The 26,286-nt window shown below is 48.2% G+C and carries 7 protein-coding genes; 1 reads left to right on the top strand and 6 read right to left on the bottom strand.

Features of this window, described 5'->3' with window-relative positions:
* Positions 1-15: 15 nt before the first annotated feature.
* The 6 genes from PG915_RS19805 to PG915_RS19780 all read right to left on the bottom strand — a co-directional run bounded on the left by PG915_RS19805 (position 16) and on the right by PG915_RS19780 (position 25,267).
* Positions 16-18,639: a VCBS domain-containing protein gene (locus PG915_RS19805; protein ID WP_353500114.1), complete on the bottom strand. Its 18,624-nt coding sequence runs from the start codon at positions 18,637-18,639 to the stop codon at positions 16-18.
* Between the two features lie 290 nt (positions 18,640-18,929).
* The gene (locus PG915_RS19800) at positions 18,930-19,415 is read right to left on the bottom strand and encodes an Lrp/AsnC family transcriptional regulator (RefSeq protein WP_042499897.1); all 486 of its coding nucleotides are present in this window, start codon (positions 19,413-19,415) and stop codon (positions 18,930-18,932) included.
* 122 nt (positions 19,416-19,537) lie between these two features.
* Positions 19,538-19,771, bottom strand: coding sequence for a hypothetical protein (locus PG915_RS19795; RefSeq protein ID WP_353500113.1), 234 nt, complete (start codon positions 19,769-19,771; stop codon positions 19,538-19,540).
* A gap of 308 nt (positions 19,772-20,079) precedes the next feature.
* Complete coding sequence (locus PG915_RS19790; RefSeq protein ID WP_353500112.1) at positions 20,080-23,136, bottom strand: efflux RND transporter permease subunit; 3,057 nt, start codon at positions 23,134-23,136, stop codon at positions 20,080-20,082.
* Entirely contained in the window at positions 23,136-24,194 is a 1,059-nt protein-coding gene (locus tag PG915_RS19785) for an efflux RND transporter periplasmic adaptor subunit (RefSeq protein WP_353500111.1), read from the bottom strand. Before PG915_RS19785 ends, PG915_RS19790 begins: the two co-directional genes overlap by 1 nt.
* Complete coding sequence (locus tag PG915_RS19780; protein ID WP_353500110.1) at positions 24,194-25,267, bottom strand: efflux RND transporter periplasmic adaptor subunit; 1,074 nt, start codon at positions 25,265-25,267, stop codon at positions 24,194-24,196. The genes PG915_RS19785 and PG915_RS19780 overlap by 1 nt, the downstream gene beginning before the upstream one ends.
* Positions 25,268-25,538: 271 nt before the next feature.
* Here PG915_RS19780 and PG915_RS19775 point away from each other — a divergent pair, with 271 nt between their 5' ends.
* Entirely contained in the window at positions 25,539-26,261 is a 723-nt protein-coding gene (locus PG915_RS19775; RefSeq protein WP_353500109.1) for a TetR/AcrR family transcriptional regulator, read from the top strand.
* Positions 26,262-26,286 lie beyond the last annotated feature (25 nt).

Below are 26,286 nucleotides of genomic sequence, written 5' to 3'. Positions count from 1 at the left end.
CACTTCAGCGAGTTATTACGGATCAATCTTAATCACGTTCATGGTATCAAGTTGATTGAGTAACTCTGTTTGATGATTACCCGGATCATTGATCACGCTAGCATCCGAAATCCCAAGCTCATTCCATCCAACACCTTCTAAGGTAATGTCTGTTTGTTCACCATTGTTGGTGACGCTAATTACCGTTGTCGCGTTGTCCATGGCATCTGCAGGATCATCCGTAACAGAAATGCTGATATTCCCAAGTAAGTCGCCAATGTTGTCGTGCACTGGTAATAGATCAGAAATATCCAAAATATCGCTGCCAACACTAAAGTCAGTAACGGTCTGTTCTGCAGGATCTGCAGTCGTCCCCGCGGCATCTTCGGTAAACAAGAACAAGTCATGACCATCCCCACCGGTGAGGATGTCATTACCGCCACCGCCAAATAGGATGTCACTGTCATCGGTACCCACAATGGTTTCCGTAGTCGCAGAGTCCGTACCAATCTTTATCTGATCTGGCAGGGTTAACTGTTCAGACTGATACAGCGCAACCAAGACTTCTGTTGGCGTGAAATCACTCACCTCACTTGGCGTTACACCAAGCAGGGTATGCAGTGCGATGCCTTCAAGAACGATGGATTGCAACACGACGCCATTGTCGGAAATCTCGAACACCGTATTGCCACTTTGCTCTGACACGCTGAGCTGATCGGTGAGCAACTGATCATCTTTAAATGCGACCGCCGTTAAATCGACGACATCGTGTTTAATGTTTGGATCACTGGTTGTGACGTCACGTACATCAAAGTCTTTGATGGTATCCGTACCGGCCAGGTTCGCAGTTTCCCAACGGAAGGTGTCTTGCGAGTCATTATCGCTACTAATACCGCCACCAGCCGGGATGGTATTACCAAACATCCATTCATCGTCTGACGTTGCGACTAAGATGTCATCTAGCGCACTGTCACCACGCAATCCTTGATTGCCCGTTACCGTAATGGTGATTGGTTGCTCAAGCGACGTTAGGCCATCACTCACATCGATAATAAAGTTATCGGTGTCAGTATCGCCCGCAGCGAGCGCGTTGCTATTTCCAGCAATCAGCACATAGGCCCAGATGCCGGTGGCAATGTTAAAGGTCAAGGTACCGTATGTCCCTGTTGCAGTATAAACATCCCCCACTAAAGTACCACCACGTAGAGAACGGGTAACTGTGCTGTCCACGTCCAACGCGGTGACGGTTCCTGTCGCTGAGTCGGTCACACCTTCCTGAACGCCAGCAGACACAGTGCCACCAATTACAGGGGCATCGTTAGTCCCTTGAATGGTCACTTTCACCGTCGATACCGTGCCATCAATCGACTGTACATTGAACGAATCAACCACTGAGTCACCAACGTTGAGACTATCGAATGCCTCGTTGGCATCATAGCTCCACACGCCATCTTCATCGATGCTAAATACGCCATGAGCGCCAGCAATACTGGCTTGTGCCAAGAACTTGTTATCCAAGTTATCTGGGTCGCTCGACGTTAATGTGCCTCCGGTACTTAACGCAGCATCGGTTTCAGCGATCACGCGGTCGACAGCACTAATAGTCGCGGCATCATTGGTGCCATTGATGGTCACTTTGACACTCGACTCAGTCCCATCCGCCGACTTAACGATAAAGGTGTCGGATACTGATTCGCCACTATTGAGGCCATCAAAGGCTTGATTTGCGGTATAGCTCCATACACCGCTGGCATCAATTGAGAAAGTACCATTGGTGCCAGCCACGTTGTTCTGTGGGATGAACGTATTATCTGGATTATCGACATCTGTTGCCGTCAACGTGCCACCGGTCGTCAATACAATGTCGCTCTCTTGTAGACTGACATCCGCTGAATCAACCGTTGCTGCGTCGTTGCTACCCGTAATACCGATGGTTACTTGCGACTGGGTGCCGTCGATAGAGAACACATCAAACACCTCTTCAACGCGTACACCATCTGCAAGGTTATCAAAGGCGCTGTTGGCCTCAAACGTCCACACACCCGATGCGCTCAGCGTAAAGGTACCTAACGTGCCAACCGTGCTGCTTTGGCCGATAAAACTGTTATCTGGATTATCTGGATCAACAGAGGTTAGCGTACCACCAGCCGTTAGAGCGCTGTCAGTCTCTGTTAGCTCTTGGCTCGCAGCGCTTATAGTCGAGGCATCATTGGTACCGTTGATCTGTACCGTTACCGTGGAAGGAGTACCGTCTACCGAAGTAACGTTAAAGGTCTCTTTGACATGCTCACCCACATTCAAGTTATCGAAGGAGTCATTCGCAACGAACGTCCAAACGCCGTTGGCGTCGATGGAGAAGCTGCCGTAGGTTCCTACTTCACTTGATGGGGTGAAAGTGTTGTCCGGATTATCCACATCCGACGCCGTCAAGGTATCACTGATGGTTAACGCTGCATCGGTTTCATCGGTCACAACAGAGCCTACACTGACCTGTGCAGCATCATTGGTACCTTCGATTTTCACCGTTACTGACGTTGGCGTACCATCAATAGTGGTCACTTGGAATGTTTCCGAAACACTTTGTCCAACGTTAAGCGAGTCATACGCTTCGTCTGCAACGAATGTCCACTGACCATCTGCTTGCACGCTGAACTTGCCATAGGTGCCCTGTACATCTGTTTGCGCCGTAAAGGTATCGTCAGGGTTATCGACATCGGTTGCATCTAGATTGCCGGACAATGTCAGTGCCGCATTGGTCTCATCCAGAGTCTCAGAGTCTGGGCTAACAATGGCAGCGTCATTCCGACCTTGGACAGTAATATCAATCGATTGAGTAATCGCATCACCTTGGGCAGCGCCGCCAACTAAGCTTTCAATATATAAATCAAAGCTCTCGCTGACAGGGCCATCGTTAAGTGAATCAACTTTATCCTGATCGATCACATACTCCCACTTCACCGTATCGTCGGTGTCGCCATCGATCAGTTTTAGCGTGCCGTAAGTGCCGACAATTTCGGTCATCATACTGGTACCGCTCAAACTATAGCTATGCGTATCACTTTGATCGACATCTGAAATTTTCACTTCACCCGACGCCGTACCTGACTCAGTGCCTGTTGGGTCTTCAAATACAGTACCGGTCGCGACGGTATCACCGGCAACGACCGTTGGTGCATCGTTGGTGCCCGTGACTTGGAACTCAACTGTAATGGTATCACTTGCACCATGCTCATCCGTCACTTTGACCTCATAAGTCAATGGTGCCGGTAGCGTTTCACCTTCAGACAAGTATTCAAAATCGCCGGTAAGATCAAACGTCCACGCCCCCGTTGTAGGGTCAGCACTCAAGTCACCACGCGGGTCACCAGAGACGACTTCCCAAAGATGGTCATCGGCAATATTCACCGTATCCACATCACCATCATCAAACGTTCCAGATAGCTGAGTATTGGTGTTTTCTGTGGCCATCTGCTGACCGATATCCACAATTTGAGGCGCATCATTGGTACCAACAATGGTAATAGTAATGAAGTGCTCGTTCGACTCTTCCGTTGCGCTGACATTGGAATCATCAGTAGCAATCACGCTTACCTGAACCGTCTTAGTTTGACCTTTGGCCAAAGCGTTAATTTCTGCATTTTCCTCATCGACAACAAACGTCCACTTGCCTGTATTATCGATGGTGAATGTGCCTAAGTCGGTGTCTTGTTTGACGTCGAAAGTATGGCCATCGCCAATATCCACATCGGCGACGGTGACTTTACCGCTGGCGGTGCTGCCTAAGTTATCGCTCACGGAACCTGTTGCCGCGCCAGAAACACTTGGCCTGTCATTGGTGCCGGTAATGGTGACTTCAACGGTTTGTGTCACCTCTGCACCAAAGCTGTCTGTTGCGCGCACCGTGAATGATTCAACTACTTTCACCCCGTCGGCCAAAGCTTGAACATGCGGCTCATCATTATAAAGTTCGTACGTCCAAGTATTGGTTGTTGGGTCGACGACAAATTGGCCATAAGTGCCATTGAGATCCGCTGCAGCCAGTGTCACCGTATCGTTGGTATCAACATCATCAAGGACAATCGCTTTGGTAACAGAAATACTACCCGAGCCGTTGGTATCATCTTCCGTCACTTCGCCATCTTGAGTCACCATTGTCGGCGCTTGGTTTTCACCACGGATGTTGATCGTGAGCGTTTGGGTATCGGTTAGACCAGATGGATCTGTAACCGTGACTTGCCAGGTTTGTGGGATTGACTCATTGGCACCAAGCGCAATGATATCCGCATTGTTTGGATTGACCACGTAAGTCCATGAGCCGTCGCTATTAAATTGAAGCGTGCCGTAGTCATTTTCTACGCTCGTTGGTGTCGCAGCCCAAGTATGAAGATTCTGATCTTGAGTATCGACGTCAGACACCGACAGCTGACCAGAAATGGTTTGATCAGGGTCGTCCGCCACTATGGTTTCTTCAACGTTCGCTTGCAGCGTTGGCGCGTCGTTTTGACCATTGACGTTGACTACAATCTCTAAGGTCTGAGGTAGCCCGTTTTCATCCACAATGGTTTTGCCATATTGGTCAACGGCATAGACCTCGAAGACATCCTGGCGAGTCTGCCCCTCTTGGAGTGATTGTACTGCTTGGCTGTCATTATCAAGCGTAAAGACCCAGGAACCATCTTGATTCACTGTGATATTTCCATATGTACCACTTCCGTCAATCAAGGTCCAGGTGATTTGGTCACCCAAGCCAAGATCAGGATCAAGTGCAAGAGGCCCTCCTGCATCCGCAGATGTAATCGTTATTGCAGAATCGCCAGTGCCGAGCTCATTCGGGTCATCGTTATCTTCATTCGCTGTAACGGTTTCAACTACGATTTTGTCTTCCACAACAACATCTTCAGCCGAACCGACAATCTTAACTTTCACCTCGCGTCTATCAGAGGCTGTACTTAGATCTTCGTTAGGATCGGTGTCTGTTACCGTTACAAAGAAGGTGTCAAAGACTTCTTCACCCGCAGGCAGTTCTACGGATGGGTCTAACACATATGTCCATTCACCTGTTTCTGAGTCAACCGTTAACGTACCATAGCTGCCTTGACCGTTCTCTACTACCCACACATGGGTATCACCAAGATCTGCGTCATCAACGCCCAACACACCCGAAATTGAGTCCGTTACGTCCTCAAAGGCTTCACCTAAGAAAATGGTGTCATCTTGTGGACTCGTTGTGTCTGAACTGTAAGTAATCTCAGGCTTATCCGCTGTACCATTGATGGTCACATCAACATTAATGTAGAACGGGCCAAGAATAATACGCCAATTCTCTGTCGCGGTTTCTCCCTCATCCAGACCTTGAACAAGGAGTGAATCATTATCAAGCTCATACTGCCAGTTGCCGTCTGGCGTTCTCACCAGCTGCCCATAGATTCCACCGTTAACCGGTACAAAGCGAGCTGCCTCAGGGACATCAAATATGTAAGAGTCGCCATCAATAAGTTGACCATCCTCAGTTACCTCTAATTCCGAGATATCCACTGGAATAATGCCGCCACCTCCAGAACCGTCACCTGGATCGCGCTGACCGACAACATCGATCACGACCTCTTGGCGATTAGATATGCCTCCGTCGTTATCTGTCGCCACAACATAAAACGTTTCCTGAACAGTTTCACCAGAGATCAAAGCTTGTGTGGCAGGCAAAGAGTTGTCGATGACATAGGTCCACTTGCCATTATTATCGACCGTTAACGTGCCATAGGTACCCACTCCGGAAGTCTCGATAGACCATCCACTAATAGAGCTTTCATTATCGACATCGCTGGCGACTAATTGTCCGTCAGTACGCGTCAAATCAACCCCATAGATGTCGGCCGTACCGTCCTCTACGACCGTACCCGTTGATTCACCGGTTATTACCGGAACATCATTTCGCCCTTCTATCGAGATCGTAATATCCTGAGTAATAGTGGCCCCATTTTGATCCTGAGCGATAACGGTAAAGACTTCTTGCTTCACCTCATCCTCATTCAACGACTGAATCACATCGTTTTTCGGTGTGAACTGCCAATTGCCATCTTTATCGATTGATAGATCGCCATAAAGACCTGAATAGACATTCTCTGTTTGACCATCTGCAATAACAAATTCCGCAAAGTCATCATTATCAACATCTGACAGTATCGCGCGCCCCGTTAACGGCGTCAGATCGTCTGATGGGTCATCGGTACCATTGTCTTCAACATAAGTGCCTGTGATATCTCCACTTACAGTCGGAGCATCGTTTTGACCTTCAATTCGAATCGTCACAAGCTCGGTGGACGTTGCATCATGACTGTCAGTCACCGTCACCTCGAAGGTGTCCGTCACCCGCTCTCCAGGCTTTAATGCTTTAATATCATCTAACTTGTCCGCTTGATCATAAGTAAATGTCCACTGACCATCAGACGACAGTATCAGTGACCCATATTCACCACGACCACCGTTAGAATCTGATATCTCCCATAGATGGAAATCATCAGCATCAACATCGCCAGGATTTAACTGACCGGTAGCGGTATAATTCCCTGCCTCGATTGTATCTTCTGAGATTGTACGAGTTTGAGCACCACGTATGTTCGGCACGTCATTTTCACCAACGATATTAATGGTGATATCTTGAATCGACTCATGACCAAACTTGTCCAGCACTCGAATACGCACGGTGTCTTCCAGCGTGTCACCCTTATCAAGTGAATCCACGGCCAGAGCGTTATTGTTAAGTACATACTGCCACGTGCCCGACGCTTCATCGATACTAAATGTACCGTATTGACCGCCGTCCAAAACGCTCCAAGTCACTACTTCATTGAGATCAGGATCACCGCCGCCAATCACGTTGCTATCGAGCTGACCTTGAGTTGGCACACCTGCGATGACGGTACCACTTAGGTTGGCACCATCTTCAATAACGGTGTAGCTCGGCTGCACTGAGATTTCTGGATCGGTATTGGTACCGGCAATGGTGACGTTAACGGTAATGGTGTCAGTCAGCCCTCCTTCGTCAGTGACAATGACTTCGAAACTGTCGACACGGCTTTCACCCGGTGGAATCTCGCGGGTGGCATCCCAGTCACTTTGCAACTGATACGTCCATCGACCATTGTCATCAACCGACATATAACCGTAGGTGCCGCTTGCTTGGCCTGTCGCTTGATCTTCGTTCTCGACTGTCCAGGTATGAGAGTCAGTGGTATCGATGTCGCTGACAGTAAGCGCACCAGTGGCACTTGAGCGAGCATTGGTCGCTTCGATCACGCTACCAGAAGTGTCGCCTTTAACATCCGGCGTATCATTGGTGCCTTTGATCGTGACAGTGATGGTTTGAGTTGCAGTGTTATCACTTTGACCTGAATCGTCTTTCACTGTAACGGTAAAGGTGTCGGTTAGCGTTTCACTATCGACACCTTTCAACCCCTGAACGGTCGGGTTGTTATTGTTGAGGGTATACACCCACTCGCCAGATTGTGGGTCGATGGAGATATTACCGTACTGCCCTTTGGTCGAATTAATTGACCAAGTATGGTCGTCACCAATATCGACATCGCCATCCGTCAGCGTACCCGATGTGGTGATTGGGTTGGCAGGGTTATCATCAGGATGTACATCTTCCGTCACTTCACCGGCTAAGGTTCCGCCAATCACTGGACGATCGTTGTCGCCGTTAACCGTAATAGTGATGGTTTTGGTGCTCACCGCGTTGTATTTGTCGGTGACGCTCACTGAGAATGTTTCAGTAACGACACTGTCGTGAGCAAGGGCATCTACAGAGGCTTTTTGGCCATCACTCACGCCCAGCGTATACTCCCACTCACCGGTCGTTGGATTCAGCGTCAAAGTACCATAGGTACCTACACCCGCATTGGTGTCGTTAATCTGCCACGCTTCAGTTTCATTGAGATCCGGATCGTTCGCGCCTAAGTCAGCGCCAACGGTTTGACCATACCCATTCACTTCATACAGTACGCCAGTACGCACACCATCAATGTCTGGAGCGTCATTGGTACCAATAACGTCAATGCTGACTTCGAACACCTTAGTTGCCGTACCATCTGTGACACTGACCTGGAATATTTGCTCACCAAATTGAGAATCCGCTGGATAGGTAACGTTATCCTCTAAATGCTCCGCACGATTTGGAACAAGCGTGTAAGTCCACTTACCATTCTGATCGATAGTTAAATCGCCAAGCACACCAACGGGATTCAACACTTCAAACTCAAACGTGTCCAAAGTATCGAGATCGCTAACGTCAATGACACCATCTTCGGTAATGTTGAGGTCTTCAACGACTGTCGCGCTATCATCACCCGTCAATACCAACGCATCATTGGTACCAGTAATATTGATCGTAACGTCTTTGGTGCGAGTACCGCCGTTGCCATCGTCGACAAGAACCGTAAAGGTCTCCGTAACGAGCTCATCTTTTTGCAACGAATCGGCTTTGTCGTTATCGAGAATGTACTCCCAAGTGCCTGTAGAGGCATTGATTGAGAACGAGCCATACTGTCCGTCTGAACTGCCAACGACAGACCAGGTATGCACATCAGTCGCATCCGCATCTCTTGGGTTGAGATCGCCAGTTGCTTTAACTTCGCTATCATCTCCTTCGACATTCTCAGTAATAGAGTCGGAGCTCCTACCACGGATATTGGGACGATCATTAGTACCAGTAATCGTGATAGTGATGGTTTCAAAGGACGTGCCATCAACAGAGTAAACACGGAACGACTCTTCCATGGTTTCATCCACACCAAGGCGCTGAATCGCGCTCTCGCGAGTGTTCACTTGATAATCCCAGTCACCAAGAGCATCAATAGTTAAAGTACCGAGAGGGGAACCGACTGGTTCAACGGTAGTGTTGAAGATGCTCTCTCCGGTATCAACGTCATCGACACGAAGTGACCCTTCACTGGTGATATAACGAACACCATTTTCTCGCGTGACATTTCTGTCTTCAACCACATCACCAGTATTGGTACCAGAGATCGTTGGCTGATCATTGGTACCATTGATGGTCACCGTGAGAGTTTGGCTAATGTAGGCATCTCGGTCATCGATTATGAAGGCATCAATATCTACCGTTGTCGACTCTCCAGCTCTTAGTGCTTGGGTGGCAGGTTTTGTGTTATCCAGTTCAAACGACCATGAACCATCACTGTTGATGGTAAAGGTACCGTATTGATTTTCAACGCTGGTTGCCGTGCTGTCATTAGAATCAAAGGCATAGCTCAACTGCGCATTATCCGCGAGATCATAATCATCAGCGTTAATTTGTCCGTCAGCTCGTTGATCGCCCGCTTCGTTGAGTCCAGATTCTTTGACTGAATCGGCAAATACCCCTCCGGAGGTTAGGTACGGTTTGTCGTTGGTGCCCTGAATGGTAATGGTGACCTGCTGGGTTGCAGTGGCGTTCTGATCATCGGTCACCACGACATCAAACGTCACAGTAGCAGTCTCATTTTCTTCTAGTGCTTGGGTAGCATCTGAACCATTGTTTAGCTCAAATTTCCACACGCCATTTTGGTCAACTGAAGCGGTGCCATAAGGGTTGGTGGCATTCGCTACGGAGTAATCCAAAACGTCGTTATCGGGTAGGTCGATATCGCTAGCTACAATCTGGCCTTCGATACTTGGCGTACCTAGGACAACACCCCCTGTATCTTCATGTCCAGATTCCACCACGGTTCCATCAGGATCACTCGTACCCGCAATGACTGGTGCATCATTCGTACCAATAATGGTAACCGTTATGGTGTGCGGAGTGCCATCTTCAGACAAGACCGTGAATGTTTCAGTTGCCGTTTCACCCTGCCCCAAATACTCAACATTGGCGTTCGGTATTTGGTAATTCCACGCTCCATTGGTGGTAATAGTCAATGTACCAAGCGCTTGATCTGCCGCAGCGCCTTCAACGGTACTGGTTGATGTAAAGGTATTCGGATTGGTATTGAAGACCTCTTCATTCGCACCATCGACATCAGACAATTCCAGCACGCCATTGTCTGACAGTGTGACTTGGGTGTCATCTTCGGTGACGCTGCCTATAGATTCAGATGGGTCACTGATTAGCACTGAACCGTCATTAACACCGACGATATCGACCGTAATGGTGTGTGTGGTGTTATTGTCGGTTTCAACGGTAAAGGTTTGAGTTGCACGCTCACCCGCAGCCAAACCTTGCACATTAGCGCTGCCGTTTGGAATTTTGTACGTCCAATTACCCGCAGAGTCTATGGTTAACGCCCCGTCGGTAAAGTTTCCAGCTGCTGCAGTCAAGGTAGCAGGAACGAAAGCTCCCTCCCCAAGGTCTACATCACTTATCGTCGCCTGTGATGTGAAATTCAAATCGCCGTTCGCATCTATTTGCGTTGCTTGGTCTTCAGTAAGTTCTACATACGACAGACCGCCGATCTGAGGGGCGTCATTGGTGCCATTGATGGTAACGACAACATTGTGAGGAGTGCCATCTTCACTGAGAACTTGGAAAGTCTCTGTTCTGGTATCGCCCGCACCAAGTTGCTGAACTTCAGTGGCGGTATTATCGACTTCATAACTCCAAGCACCGGTCGCTGTAATGGTGATAGTACCAATAGGTGTGATGCCCCCTACAGTCACTGGCGTGACAGTGGTTTGGAACTTAGCTTCGCCTGTATCCACATCAGAAATAGTAAGCTGACCATTATCTTTAAGAAGGTCGCCAGGCTGAACATTGATGTCTTCAATAACTAAGCCTACTGCATCGCCATCTATAACAGGCAGGTCATTGGTGCCTTGAATGGTCACTTCGATGGTTTCGGTTTTAGAGCCATCGATAGAGGTAACAGTGAATCGCTCGACGCGCGTATCGCCGTCGCCGAGGGACTGGATCTCTTGCAGTGCATTGGAAACTTGATACGACCAGTCACCATCTTCAGTAATGGTTAAGGTACCAAGCGGAAGCTGACCATTGTCGTTAACGACACTGGTGACGGTGGTACTGAATTTATTCTCGCCAGCATCGTTGTCAGTAATCGTGAGCGACAGATTATCGCCAGCAGTGAGAAGACCAGCATCTACATCATTGTCCTCTTTCACCGTATCTGTCGTTGGACCGGTGATGAAGGTTTCATCTTCGGTGCCGTTGATGGTGACAGCAATGGTGTGCTCGGTGCCATCCGCAGACGTGATAGTGAACTCTTCTATGACTTTGTCGCCATCATCCAACGCCTGAACGGCTGAGAGTGTGTTATCCAGCGTGTAAGTCCAAGTGCCGTCGGCCGTGATAGTGAGCGAACCTAGCGTGGTGCCCACTGGCGTTGCGGTACCGGCATCAAAGACGTTCTCACCGGCATCTTCATCGGTAATCACTAGCTTATCTGTGGCCACTAAGGTATCGCTAGGAGCTACAACGGCATCTTCGGTGACATCTCCCGATTCTCCGCTGACGATCGACGGCGCGCCATCGACACCCGTAATCGTCACTACTATGGTTTGACTCACGGAACCATCAATGGAAGTCACTTGGAACACTTCATCGCGAGTAATACCATCACCCAGCTCTTGCACGCCAGTGAGGGAGTTATCGACGGTGTAGGTCCAGTTACCATTGGCATCAATAGTGAGATTGCCTAGAGGCGAATGACCATCACCATTATTGAGCTTAGTGACGGTGGTGTTGAACAGGGCTTCACCGGAATCAAGGTCAGTAATCGTTAGACTGCCTGAGTCGGTGAGGATACCCGCCGTATCTTCGGTCACCGCACCTGGTTGGTAGTTGCTGATAATGGTTGGATCTTCAGTGCCGTTAACTGTGACATCGATTTGATGTTCAGTGCCATCGGCGGATGTCACTGTGAACGACTCCGTTAGACTGGTACCCACATCCAGCGCTTGGATTTGCGGCAGTGAGTTATCGACTTTATAAGTCCATACGCCAGCTGCATCGATGGTTAAGGAGCCAAGTGTTGTGCCGACCGGCGTTGCGGCGCCCGCATTAAACACCTCTTCGCCGGTATCATCATCGGAAATCACAAGGGTATTAGTCGCGACGATGTTGCCGTCGCCATCCACCAAGACGTCTTCTTGAGCGATAACAGAATCGCCCGAGGTGATAGTCGGCACATCGTTAACACCATTGATGGTAATGACGATATTTTGCGGGGTACCGTCTTCGCTCAATACTTGGAATGTCTCGGTGAGTGAGTCACCCTCGCCTAATCCTTGAACCGTTGGATTGGTATTATCAACTTCGTAGTTCCACGCACCCGTTTCGGTGATGGTGAGCGTACCCAGAACGCTTCCTACTGGCGTCACGACCGTTTGGAACTTGGCTTCGCCAGTGTCCGCATCAGAAATCGTCAACTGACCATTGTCTTTGAGAAGGTCTCCCGTTTGTACTTCAAAGTCTTCGGTAACGCTGCCCACAGCATTGCCGCCAATAAGAGGCAAGTCGTTGGTACCTTGAATCGTGACTTCAATGGTTTCGGTTTTTGAACCATCGATAGAGGTAACAGTGAATCGCTCGACGCGCGTATCGCCGTCACCTAGAGATTGGATCTCCTGAAGTGCGTTGGAGACTTGATAAGACCAGTCGCCATCTTCGGTGATGGTTAAGGTGCCAAGCGGAAGCTGACCGTTGTCGTTCGCGACACTAGTGACTGTAGTGCTGAATTTATTCTCGCCAGCATCGTTATCCGTAATAGTGAGCGATAGATTGTCGCCAGCAATAAGAAGACCAGCATCCACATCGGTGTCTTCTTTCACTGTGTCCGTCGTTGGACCGGTGATGAAGGTTTCATCTTCGGTGCCGTTAATGGTGACGGCAATCGTGTGTTCGGTGCCATCAGCAGACGTGACGGTGAACTCTTCTATGACTTTGTCGCCATCATCCAACGCCTGAACGGCTGAGAGTGTGTTATCCAGCGTGTAAGTCCAAGTGCCGTCGGCCGTGATAGTGAGCGAACCTAGCGTGGTGCCCACTGGCGTTGCGGTACCGGCATCAAAGACGTTCTCACCGGCATCTTCATCGGTAATCACTAGCTTATCTGTGGCCACTAAGGTATCGCTAGGAGCTACAACGGCATCTTCGGTGACATCTCCCGATTCTCCGCTGACGATCGACGGCGCGCCATCGACACCCGTAATCGTCACTACTATGGTTTGACTCACGGAACCATCAATGGAAGTCACTTGGAACACTTCATCGCGAGTAATACCATCACCCAGCTCTTGCACGCCAGTGAGGGAGTTATCGACGGTGTAGGTCCAGTTACCATTGGCATCAATAGTGAGATTGCCTAGAGGCGAATGACCATCACCATTATTGAGCTTAGTGACGGTGGTGTTGAATAGAGCTTCACCCGCATCAAGGTCGGCAATACTCAGGCTGCCTGAATCGGTGAGGATACCGGCGGTATCTTCAGTCACTGCGCCTGGCTGGTAGTTACTGATGATGGTCGGATCTTCGGTGCCATTGACCGTGACATCGATTTGATGTTCAGTGCCATCGGCGGATGTCACTGTGAACGACTCCGTTAGACTGGTACCCACATCAAGGGCTTGAATTTGCGGTAGCGAGTTATCGACTTTATAAGTCCAAACGCCAGCTGCATCTATGGTCAAGGTGCCAAGCGTTGTGCCGACCGGCGTTGCGGCGCCCGCATTAAACACCTCTTCGCCGGTATCATCATCGGAAATCACAAGGGTATTAGTCGCGACGATGTTGCCGTCGCCATCCACCAAGACGTCTTCTTGAGCGATAACAGAATCGCCCGAGGTGATAGTCGGCACATCGTTAACACCATTGATGGTAATGACGATATTTTGCGGGGTACCGTCTTCGCTCAATACTTGGAATGTCTCGGTGAGTGAGTCACCCTCGCCTAATCCTTGAACCGTTGGATTGGTATTATCAACTTCGTAGTTCCACGCACCCGTTTCGGTGATGGTGAGCGTACCCAGAACGCTTCCTACTGGCGTCACGACCGTTTGGAACTTGGCTTCGCCAGTGTCCGCATCAGAAATCGTCAACTGACCATTGTCTTTGAGAAGGTCTCCCGTTTGTACTTCAAAGTCTTCGGTAACGCTGCCCACAGCATTGCCGCCAATAAGAGGCAAGTCGTTGGTACCTTGAATCGTGACTTCAATGGTTTCGGTTTTTGAACCATCGATAGAGGTAACAGTGAATCGCTCGACGCGCGTATCGCCGTCACCGAGGGACTGGAGCTCTTGCAGTGCATTGGAAACTTGATACGACCAGTCACCATCTTCAGTAATGGTTAAGATGCCCAGCGGAAGCTGACCATTGTCGTTAACGACACTGGTGACGGTGGTACTGAATTTATTCTCGCCAGCATCATTATCGGTAATGGTGAGCGACAGATTATCGCCAGCAGTGAGAAGACCAGCATCTACATCATTGTCCTCTTTCACCGTATCTGCCGTTGGACCGGTGATGAAGGTTTCATCTTCGGTGCCGTTAATGGTGACGGCAATCGTGTGTTCGGTGCCATCAGCAGACGTGACGGTGAACTCTTCTATGACTTTGTCGCCATCATCCAACGCCTGAACGGCTGAGAGTGTGTTATCCAGCGTGTAAGTCCAAGTGCCGTCGGCCGTGATAGTGAGCGAACCTAGCGTGGTGCCCACTGGCGTTGCGGTACCGGCATCAAAGACGTTCTCACCGGCATCTTCATCGGTAATCACTAGCTTATCTGTGGCCACTAAGGTATCGCTAGGAGCTACAACGGCATCTTCGGTGACATCTCCCGATTCTCCGCTGACGATCGACGGTGCGCCATCGACACCCGTAATCGTCACTACTATGGTTTGACTCACGGAACCATCAATGGAAGTCACTTGGAACACTTCATCGCGAGTAATACCATCACCCAGCTCTTGCACGCCAGTGAGGGAGTTATCGACGGTGTAGGTCCAGTTACCATTGGCATCAATAGTGAGATTGCCTAGAGGCGAATGACCATCACCATTATTGAGCTTAGTGACGGTGGTGTTGAATAGAGCTTCACCCGCATCAAGGTCGGCAATACTCAGGCTGCCTGAATCGGTGAGGATACCGGCGGTATCTTCAGTCACTGCGCCTGGCTGGTAGTTACTGATGATGGTCGGATCTTCGGTGCCATTGACCGTGACATCGATTTGATGTTCAGTGCCATCGGCGGATGTCACTGTGAACGACTCCGTTAGACTGGTACCCACATCAAGGGCTTGAATTTGCGGTAGCGAGTTATCGACTTTATAAGTCCAAACGCCAGCTGCATCTATGGTCAAGGTGCCAAGCGTTGTGCCGACCGGCGTTGCCGTACCAGCATTAAACACTTCTTCGCCCGTATCATCATCGGAAATCACAAGGGTATTAGTCGCGACGATGTTGCCGTCGCCATCCACCAAGACGTCTTCTTGAGCGATAACAGAATCGCCCGAGGTGATAGTCGGCACATCGTTAACACCATTGATGGTAATGACGATATTTTGCGGGGTACCGTCTTCGCTCAATACTTGGAATGTCTCGGTGAGTGAGTCACCCTCGCCTAATCCTTGAACCGTTGGATTGGTATTATCAACTTCGTAGTTCCACGCACCCGTTTCGGTGATGGTGAGCGTACCCAGAACGCTTCCTACTGGCGTCACGACCATTTGGAACTTGGCTTCGCCAGTGTCCGCATCAGAAATCGTCAACTGACCATTGTCTTTGAGAAGGTCTCCCGTTTGTACTTCAAAGTCTTCGGTAACGCTGCCCACAGCATTGCCGCCAATAAGAGGCAAGTCGTTGGTACCTTGAATCGTGACTTCAATGGTTTCGGTTTTTGAACCATCGATAGAGGTAACAGTGAATCGCTCGACGCGCGTATCGCCGTCACCGAGGGACTGGAGCTCTTGCAGTGCATTGGAAACTTGATACGACCAGTCACCATCTTCAGTAATGGTTAAGATGCCCAGCGGAAGCTGACCATTGTCGTTAACGACACTGGTGACGGTGGTACTGAATTTATTCTCGCCAGCATCATTATCGGTAATGGTGAGCGACAGATTATCGCCAGCAGTGAGAAGACCAGCATCTACATCATTGTCCTCTTTCACCGTATCTGCCGTTGGACCGGTGATGAAGGTTTCATCTTCGGTACCGTTGATGGTGACAGCGATGGTGTGCGCAGTGCCGTCGGCAGAGGTTACGATAAATTCTTCAACCAACTGATCGCCAACATCCAGAGCTTGCACCGCCGCTAATGAATTATCTACTGAGTACGTCCAAGTACCATCTGCCGCGATAGTTAGTGAGCCTAGTGTTGAACCTACTGGTTCTGCGTTCCCAGGGTTAAACGTCTCCTCATCGGCATCTTTATCACTAATCACCAATGTATCGGTTGCCACTAGGTAACCAAGAGCATCAGTGCCTGAGTCTTCGGTCAGTGCAGAGGAGGAACCATTGATAATCTGCGGTAAGTCATTGGTTCCGACAACAGTAATCGTCAATGCCTCGCTGTTGATTGCGCCAAACTCATCTCGGATGGTAACTGGGTAGGTAATGTCTACGGAGTCTCCCGCATTTAGAGCTTGAGTTGCGGCTGAGTCATTATCAATCTCAAACGTCCATTCACCATTTGGCTTCATCACCAACTGGCCGTACTCACTGCCACCATCTTCTACAAAGAAGGTGAAGGTTGTGTCGTCATCAACATCCTCTCCGACGAGAGTTCCGGACGCAAAAGACGTACCTTCTGTGTTGTCTCCAGACTCAATAACGGTGCCGTCTAAGTCGCTCGATGAAGATATTGTAGGTTGATCATTGGCACCAAAGATTTCAATGGTAACGGGCTGCATGACAAACGCCCCCGCTTCATCAGCTACTTTGATATTGAATACAACTTCACCCGTCTCACCTTCTTTTAAAGACTGAGTAATCGCTGCGTTATTGTCTAAGGTAAAGCGCCACTCACCGGTCAACGCGTTTATGGTAAATTCGCCATAGTCACTCTTGTCCGTAGTGGTAAAGCTAAGCGTTCCATCATTGTCCACCGCTCGTATGATGCCAAAATCAGACACCTTACCTGGAAACAGTGTGCCATCGTCACGATGACCCGCCTCATTCACAGCGCCGCTGGTGCCCCTTCCATCCTTTATTTCCGGAGTATCATTCGTACCGATTACCGTAATCGTAACAACCTGCTCGCTACGAGCGCCAAATTCATCGGTAACAGAAACCGTGTAGTTCAGGGTTTCCGTTTCACCTTCACTTAACGCCTGAGTCACCGAAGCTTCATTGTCGAGTTCAAACTGCCATTGACCATTTTCATCCACTGAGAAAGAGCCAAAGTCATTTTGTTCAGACTCAATTTCAAATGTGAGAATCGCATCCGCATCAACATCGGTTACTGACAAAGCACCTGAGGCTAGGTTGTCGCTGCCAATACCATCTCCCTGCTCAGTCACAGTCCCAGCAGCATCGCCACCCGCATCAAATGTCGGTAAATCGTTAGTGCCATTAATGGTAAGCGTTAGTGTTTCTGTAGTGACCGCGCCTTTATCATCGGTAACGGTTACCTCAAATGTGGTGTTTATTGAGTCGCCTTCTTTTAAGCTTTGCGTCGCAGAAGAGCTGTTATCCAAAGTAAATACCCAGTCGCCCGTTTCGGGATCGACTCTAAGCTGACCGTATTCATTGGTATCGTTTTCTACGCCATAAGTCAGCGCTGCATCCGTATCATTATCAGAGGCACTAATGCTACCGGAAGCCGTATTCACACCTTCTACAATTTGGCCATCGTCAAGATTACCACTCTCAACTAAGGTACCTTGCCCTACTTCGTCAATAACCGGTATGTCATTGATTGGATTGATTTCTAGTAACACACCACCCGTTTGCACGGAGTCCGGCTGACCCTGCCCATCATCAACGCTATAAGTAAACTGGCCTGCATCTTCACCAAACGTGTACTCTTGGGGCGCATCAAACTGTAGATTCTCAAACTCCTCTTGAGTCAGGGTTTGCCCAAGACTAACCGGCGTGCCATCTGCGAGCGTCACTTGCCCCAGTTTAGGAAGCTCTGTGACTGCAACGGTTAGAGCATCACCATCGGTATCCGTTGGAAAGGTCAACCCTAAATCACTGTCCTGTGACTCTTCATCATAGTTTCGCGCTTCAAATAGAGTGACGGGCGCACTGTTCGTTGCGATATCTAACAGTGCATTGGTTTGTGTTTCTGTCAGGTCTTGTCTATTGAGGCCCAGGGTTTCAAAAAACGTAGCGGCTAAGACTTGTGGATTAATTGCTTCGACGGTAGCAGCATCGGTGATACTGGAGCTTAATGAGCCACCTGCTGCTGTGGCTTGGTCTTCATTTTGAGTAGGATCAGCACCGGCCTCAATTTGAGCGATAATCGCATCGGCATCGAGATCGTTGGCTGAGAAGTCCTCTAAATCGGAAGCACTGTTTTCGGCTTGGGAATTAATCTGAGCAAATAGTGTTTCCCGCAGTTCAACATCAGGAACCAAGTTATCCGGCGACAGCTCTATATCACCGGGTCTCATTTCAGCACCTTCTGGCAGCAAGACAATTTTGCCATTTGAATCAAGAACTAACGTTCCTGACAAATCGACTAGACCCAATAACGCAGCAATACTCATGGCGAACTCCTCGAACAACCGTCGCAACACACTTAGTCAACTGTCCACATTCACTGAAGCAACTCATTGTTTATAAGATAGTTTTATATATGTTCAGTGTAGGACTGTAAAAGCAGATTTCTAATTTACTTTACTAAGTAATTACCAATAAAAATCAGGCTTTTAAACCCTTAGAGATTAGAAAATGTGAAAATTCTCAAAAAAGACATGAACTGTATCTCCAATGAGAAGGTTCATTGAAGATACCGTGGGATGCAACGGATACTTGGTAATGGTTTGTCGAGATGAGTCTACAGCGTGTCAAGAAGATCCGGATTCACGCCAAACCCAGTTTTATGCTCTTCTATCACGACTTCACTTCTGGTTTGTATAACACCCGGCAAAGTGCCCAGTTTGGTAGACATGAAAGATTGATAAGACTTCATATCTTTGGTTCTCACCTTAATCATGGTATCGAAATCACCAGAGAGTGAGTAACACTCTTCGATTTCAGGCATCAACTCGACAGCCTTGGCAAATTTTTCAAAGATAGAGAAACTCGTCTGATCAAGACGGATATGAATAAACACTTGAACATCCAACCCCAGTTTCTCTGGGTTGAGTTCAGCGTGATAACCCACAATGAAACCTTCTTTTTCCAAACGTTTCACGCGATCTGAGCAAGGGGAGGTCGTCAAATTGACCAGCTTAGCCAACTCAACTATTGGCATACGACCTTTGCGGCTAAGTATGCGCAGTATTTCTAAATCGATTTTATCTAAAGCAAGCGAAGCCATTGATTTAACTCAAGTGAACGGGATACTCCACGATTGTAAATCAAAGGTTATGCATGTAAAAAGATGTGAGATCACAAAGTTGTGACAAATGCCATCAATCGATATCAGTTTACAGTGTTAATTTATGCGAGATTCGTTTGACCGCTAAGTACAGTCTTCACTGTTTGTTGATTCTGCTTATTGCATACACGGCAATAAAGCTGTCGCTCTAGCTTGTAGTAGCCGCTGCCGTTAACCAGTTGAGACATCAACATTTGGAAGTTTTGAACGATAGATGAGTTATCGTTGTGGCTGCGTCGCATCACTGCTTTGTGTGCCGTATCCTTTTTGCACGCGGTGCAGTAGTTAGTTGGCATTTCAAGTCTCTCCATCTGTTCTGAATGATTCGTGACCATATTGTGTTTAATCTTGGTCGTTTGGCAAAACGATCATGCCAAAAAATGTGGTTGGTATTCCAAAATAACGTCATTATTTTGCGAAAATTTGATCAAGATTTCGAAATTAACTTACAAATCGCTCGTTAAAGCCGATGAATACCGAACTCGTCCGCAAAAAACACAAAATTGCGGCGAAATTACGAGAAGCGGGTTCAATTTTGCACTCGCTACAACGCAAAAAGCCTGCAATAAATGCAGGCCTTTGATCATATTCACTGTAATTTCAGTTATTTCGCCGGTTTTACCTTAAAGAAAATAGCAAACAGAACTGGCACCACAATCAAGGTCAGCACGGTTGCAAACCCTAGACCCGCCATAATGGTGATCGCCATTGATCCAAAGAAGGCATCAAACACCAACGGTATCATCCCTAAAATAGTCGTAAGCGCAGCCATACTCACTGGGCGTACACGACTTACCGCACTATCAACCAGCGCCAGATATGGGTCTTTGCCACTATCAAGTTCCAAGTTGATTTGATCCATAAGCACAATACCGTTTTTCAGGATCATGCCACTAAGGCTAAGTAGACCAAGCAACGCAGTAAAGCTGAACGGCATATTAGACACCAGCAAACCAAACGCCACACCAATGATAGAGAGCGGTACCGTGAGCCAAATCACCAACGGCTTCTTAAACGAGTTGAAAAGCAGCATAGTGATAATGAACATCAACAGATAGCCCATCGGAAGCGACTTAAACATCGCCTCTTGCGCGTCTTTAGATGACTCATATTCGCCACCCCATTCGATCGTGTAGCCAGCAGGTAGAGGCAGTGATTCTACCTGTGGCTTAACACGAGCGAATAAACTTGCCGCCGTCTCGTCGCCCAACACATCATGGTCAGCGAGAACGGTTAGCGTACGTTTTCTGTCACGGCGTTGAATAATTGGTTCTTGCCATTCCAACGTGACATTATCAATCACCTGCTCAACGGGCACATACGTTTGCAGCATTGGGCTCCAAATGGAGATGTTCTGTAGCGACGCGTAATCAACCCGCTCTGCTTCCGTTAATCTGGTCACGATTGGTAGCATTTGCGTACCATCGCGGAACACACCAATCGTGTTTCCACCGAACGCCAATTGCAGGGTGCTTGATAGATCTTCTTTTGAGATACCCAAGCGGCGCGCCTTTGACTCGTTGAACTGAGGTACCAACTGCTTAGTACGCTCACGCCAGTCATGACGAACGTTTCTCGAACCAGGATCGGCAAGTAATACATCTTCAACTTGCACCGCGATATCACGCAGTACCTGCGGATCTGGGCCAATAATACGTGCTTCTATCTTAGACGCTGGCGACGGTCCAAATTCCATCAATCGTAGCTGGAACGTAGGTGCTGCAAATTGAGAAGACAATTCCGCGTCTAGCTTATTGAGCAATCCAAACATGTTATCGCGGCTAGTTGTGCGCACTTGCAACTGCGCAAAGCCTTCATAGCTCTTCTCAGGCTGATAAGTCAGCATGAAACGTTGCAGGCCTTGTCCAACGGTCGAAGACACAAACTCAACATTGTCCTGCTCTTGGATATACGCTTCTACCTGCTCGGTTTGCTTGAGCGTTTGGCGAATATCAGTGCCTTCCGGCATCCACATATCGACAAAGAACATTGGCGTATTTGACGGTGGGAAAAACGACTGTTTTACCAGACCAAACGCCATGACTGCGGAGACAAGCAGCGCAATCATACCTGCGACCGTAAGCCAACGTAGTTTCAATGCCAACTCCAAAGACCAACGGAACACTGTAAACAGCACGCCTTTGTATGGATCTGCATCAGCGGCTTGGTCATTCTTATCCGATTCTTTCAGCAAGATATCGGCTAGGAACGGCGTTAGAGTTAGTGCCGTGATCCAGCTTAGGAACAACGAATAACACAGTACCCAAAACAGCGAACCCATAAACTCGCCCGTCGCGTCTTGTGACAAGCCAATTGGCGCAAACGCTGTGATAGCAATCACCGTTGCACCAAGCAGCGGCCACTGAGTTTGCTTAGCAATACTCATCGCAGCTTGCTTCTTAGTTTGACCTTGCTTGAGCCCGACCAGAATGCCTTCGACGATCACAATGGCATTGTCCACCAGCATACCAAGCGCGATAATCAGTGCGCCTAGCGAGATACGGTGCAGCTCGATATTGTTGATACTCATCATAATGAAAGTACCAAACACCGTAAGCAGCAGAACCGCACCAATAATGATGCCGCTGCGCATACCCATGGTGAACAGCAACACCACAATCACGATGCCCACAGCCTGAGCAAGACTGACAACAAAGTCTTGTACCGACTTATCCACTTCCGCCGACTGGTTATAGAAGTAGTCGAGATTAATGCCTGCAGGCTTGATGTTTTCCAGCGCTTGAAGCTGTGCATCTAAAGCTTTACCAACTTCAACTACGTTAACGCCCGCGCCAAATGAGATAGCTAGATTGATAGCAGGCTTACCGTTAAAGGTAATCACGTTCGATGGCTTTTCTTGGATACCTTTGGAAATCTCAGCCACATCTTTTAAGCGAATCAGGTTGCCCGTGTCGCGGCCGTGGATAATCAGATTTTCCAGCGACTCCACTGAGTCCAGATTACCGTTTGGACGAATCGCCAAGCTTTCGCCGTTGATCATGATTTCACCGGCAGACTGCACGCTATTTTGCTGATTCAGCAGTCCCATAACGGTGTTCATATCTAGGTTAAGTGCAGAGAGACGTTCCAGCGATAACTCCACAAACAGCATCTCTTTCTGGTCACCCGCAATCGACACCTTTCCAACGCCATCGACCAACTCAAGCTCACGACTTAGATAATCAGAATACCGTTTAAGCTCCACATAGTCGTAACCATCACCAGTCAGCATGATCATCACACCAAACACATCACCAAAGTCATCGATGATCTGAATCGAATTCACACCTGATGGCAGGTTTGGTCTTAAGTCATTAATCTTACGACGCATTTCGTCCCAAATCTGCGGAAGCTCGTCTGGGCCATAGTCCATTTCCATACTGACCATGATTTGTGACAGCCCGGCGGATGACGTCGACTTAATGTTCTTAATATAAGGAAGCTTACGGATCTCCTTTTCAAGTGGATACGTGAGCTCTTCTTCTACTTCCGTTGATGTTGCGCCGGAATAAGTCGAAATCACCATCGCATCTTTAATGGTAAAAGCAGGGTCTTCAAGACGACCTAGATCGTTAAACGACTGAATACCACCAATGGCCAAAATGACCAGAAACAGCCAGCTAATGACGCGGTTTTTAATTGAATACTCGGTCAAACTCATTACTTATTGTTCTCCATGAGTGCTACTGCTTCGCCATCTCTGAGCTTTCTCAAACTTGAGCTAATTAGAACATCACCTTGAGCAACGCCAGAATCGACAATCACGCCAAAGCTATTCACCTGATCGACACGCACGGGTGTTTTCATTGCTACACCATCTTCATGCTTCCAAACGTAAAACTGTTGCGGCTCAAAGCCTGCTTCTAGCACCGTCATAGGCAGTTGATAACCTTGAATCGTGCTCAAACCAGCGGCCACCATATCAACATGAACAGACACGCTGGTTCCCGGCAAAATCTTTGCTTTTGGCTGAGGCATTTGCAGCCACAATTCATAGGCTCGGCTTTGCGCATCAGGCTCGCTAGAATGTTCCAGGTAAGACATGATGAAACTGTCTTCAACCCCAGAGAAAAAAGCACGCGGCTGATAAGCATTGCGCTGAGCTTGTGGGGTAATAGACGCTAGAATGTGGTCAGAAAGACTGATCTTCACATAGACTTTGTCATCCTGATAAATGGACACCACAGTTTCACCTGGACCAACGTTCTCAAAACGCTCTTTGCTCACTTCGGCCACGACACCGGAAAACGGTGCTTTTAGACTGGTGTACTGAATTTGATGTTGGATGTTTTGGTACTGCGCTTTCGCTAGTTGACGGTTTGAAGTCAACTCATCCAATTCAGAGTTTGAAATCATGTCACGCGCGTAAAGCTCCGTACCTCGACGCAATTGCTTAGTCGCCAGCTCATATTGAGCCAGAGCATCACGATATTGCTGCTGAAGTTTTTCATCATCCAGCTTGGCAACAACCTGACCCTTCTTCACCGATTGACCCGGTTTTACAAGCAAATGGGCTATTTCACCTTGAATGCGAAATGACAGCTTGGTTTGCTCCGCAGTCACAACTTGACCTTTAAACTCACGATATTGCTGCTCTACAGGCTTAGATACCTCAATGGACTCCACCATCAAAGGGGCACGTTCACGAACGGTGATATCCGAGTAGCAACCCGTTAACGCTAGCGATGCGAGACCGATGGCAATAATTGACTTTTTCACTAGATACCACCCTCACGTGTCCATAGTTTTACTCGCTGTCCCTCAACTAAGTTTGCAGCGCCTGCGACCACTATTTGGTCACCTTGCTGCAAGCCTGCTGTCACTGCGCCGTTTTCATTGGTTGAAAGTTGGATTTGGTTGATTTGCTCTGTCATCGGGTCAAAACGCCAAACTTTGCCACTGCTCTCTTGCTGACTTATCCACGCGCTCGCAGGTAGCGAAAAAGCGCGCTCTTTGGCTTCGCTTTGGATATGCACCAGACCAGACATGCCTGACAACACATTGATGTTATGTGGTTTAACCATTGTTACTGCCGCTGCATAGCTATTGGTATCAAGATCTGGCTGCATAGCAATCTCACGGAACCTTGCTTCAATACGTTGATTACGATGGCTATCCAACGTCACAAAAAAGTGCTGATTTTTCAGCTCCTCTAGCGTCATCGCCTTCACTTCTCTTACAGGGATAGTGAAGGTGACATCGAGATCATCACTGCTAATTAGATTCAAAATGGGTTGTTTGGCACCAACGACTTCAAAGGGCTTTTGGTAGGTTAAAGAGACCACACCATCAAATGGGGCGATAATTTGGGTGTAACCAAGATCCGCTTTTGCTTGTGCGAGTGAGGCTTGTGCCGCTTTATATTGAGTTTCGTTGCGATCGAACTCATCGGCACTAATAAGCTTTTTAGCAAACAGCTGCTTTGCTCGCTTCCACTGGGATTCGGCAAGATCGAATTCTGCTTGCTTGGCGTCAAGTGCCACTTGATAGTCGGTCGGATCGAGCGTCGCTAAGATTTCACCTTTCTTAATGGCTTCACCCATTTTGACGTCTATAGACGAAATCTGTCCCGCCACCTGAAAAGAAAGTTGAGCACGATCTGTTGCATCAACTTGTGCTAGGTAACTGCTAACAGGAGCAAAGTTGAGCTCAGGCACCTGAACCACTTTGACGGGCTTAATGACCGGTTCATTGATTTCTGATTGAGCTTGATTACAACCAGAAAGGCCGACGACTGCCAACAAGGGCAGGACCAGCATACTGGCAGTTTTGAATAGACGATGGGTTTTCATAATATTTATCCCAAATTATATTTTACGGGCGTGCAGTAAATTAACTTTACAATTGTGCAGTATATGTATAATTTGAAAGAGATCAATACATGCTGCACATGCGTGCAGTATAATTTTTTTCGATGAACTTCATCACTTTTGGTTATAAAGAAACCCTCAAACCCCGGTTTCAGTAGATTTACGGCATTATGCGGCCCAGCTGATGTGCATCTTGTCGATAGGTAGGTAATTCAGTACCCTGTATAGGAATGATTAATTAAAAAGGTATCGAGTGGAGAAGAAAAAAGGTCGTCGCAGCGCCATGGCGGCAGAAGAGACGAAAAACCTGATCATGACGGTCGCCGCAGACATGTTCTGTGAACTTGGTTACGAACGCGTATCGATTCGCAATATCAGCGATCGCGCAGGGGTATCTCACAGCCTAATTCGCCACCACTTTGGCAGCAAAGAGCAGATCTGGTATGGCATCAGTGACCATATGCATGCGTATATGCAAAAGTACATCATGCACCTTCTCTCGCAGCTACCCGAAGATACACCAGCGAACATCAAGCTATATCGATTTGCGACTGAAATGCTGGCCAACTTGCTGATCAACCGCCAGCCAATGCAATTAATCGCCGATGCGATGCGTCAAGAAAACGAGTTCTTCGACTACTTTATTGATAGCAAAGGGGAAATTGAATGTATCGTGATGGCATTGGTGAGTGAATACAACCAAGGTCGCAGTGAAAGCGAGCAGTTCAATATGCATGAGCTCAAATGGCAAATGATGCTCTATGCGTATGGCTCTGCGTGCATGATGCCAATGCTAAAAGAAGCTTGGTCGGAAGTGACTCAAGTCGATGATGAGTGCCTACTCAAACACTGGCAACTTTTCGAACAATTGACCGCACACAAGCTACAAATAACAGAGCAAGATCGGCTCAAACCAAGCAAAGTTTCTGATCTCGTCTACCATGTTAAGTGCGATTGGGGCGAATGCCCAATGTAAACAGAACCTTTTAAAAGCAGCCCTA

It is taken from the genome of Vibrio sp. CB1-14 (assembly GCF_040412085.2).
Lineage (GTDB): Bacteria > Pseudomonadota > Gammaproteobacteria > Enterobacterales > Vibrionaceae > Vibrio > Vibrio chaetopteri.
This window is presented reverse-complemented; position numbering and strand designations above follow the sequence as displayed.

Excerpts from the sequence above, each read along its gene's own strand:
- PG915_RS19805 (WP_353500114.1), bottom strand. The coding sequence starts at position 18,639 with ATGAGTATTGCTGCGTTATTGGGTCTAGTCGATTTGTCAGGAACGTTA.
- PG915_RS19780 (WP_353500110.1), bottom strand. The coding sequence starts at position 25,267 with ATGAAAACCCATCGTCTATTCAAAACTGCCAGTATGCTGGTCCTGCCC.
- PG915_RS19800 (WP_042499897.1), bottom strand. The coding sequence starts at position 19,415 with ATGGCTTCGCTTGCTTTAGATAAAATCGATTTAGAAATACTGCGCATA.
- PG915_RS19790 (WP_353500112.1), bottom strand. The coding sequence starts at position 23,136 with ATGAGTTTGACCGAGTATTCAATTAAAAACCGCGTCATTAGCTGGCTG.
- PG915_RS19795 (WP_353500113.1), bottom strand. The coding sequence starts at position 19,771 with ATGCCAACTAACTACTGCACCGCGTGCAAAAAGGATACGGCACACAAA.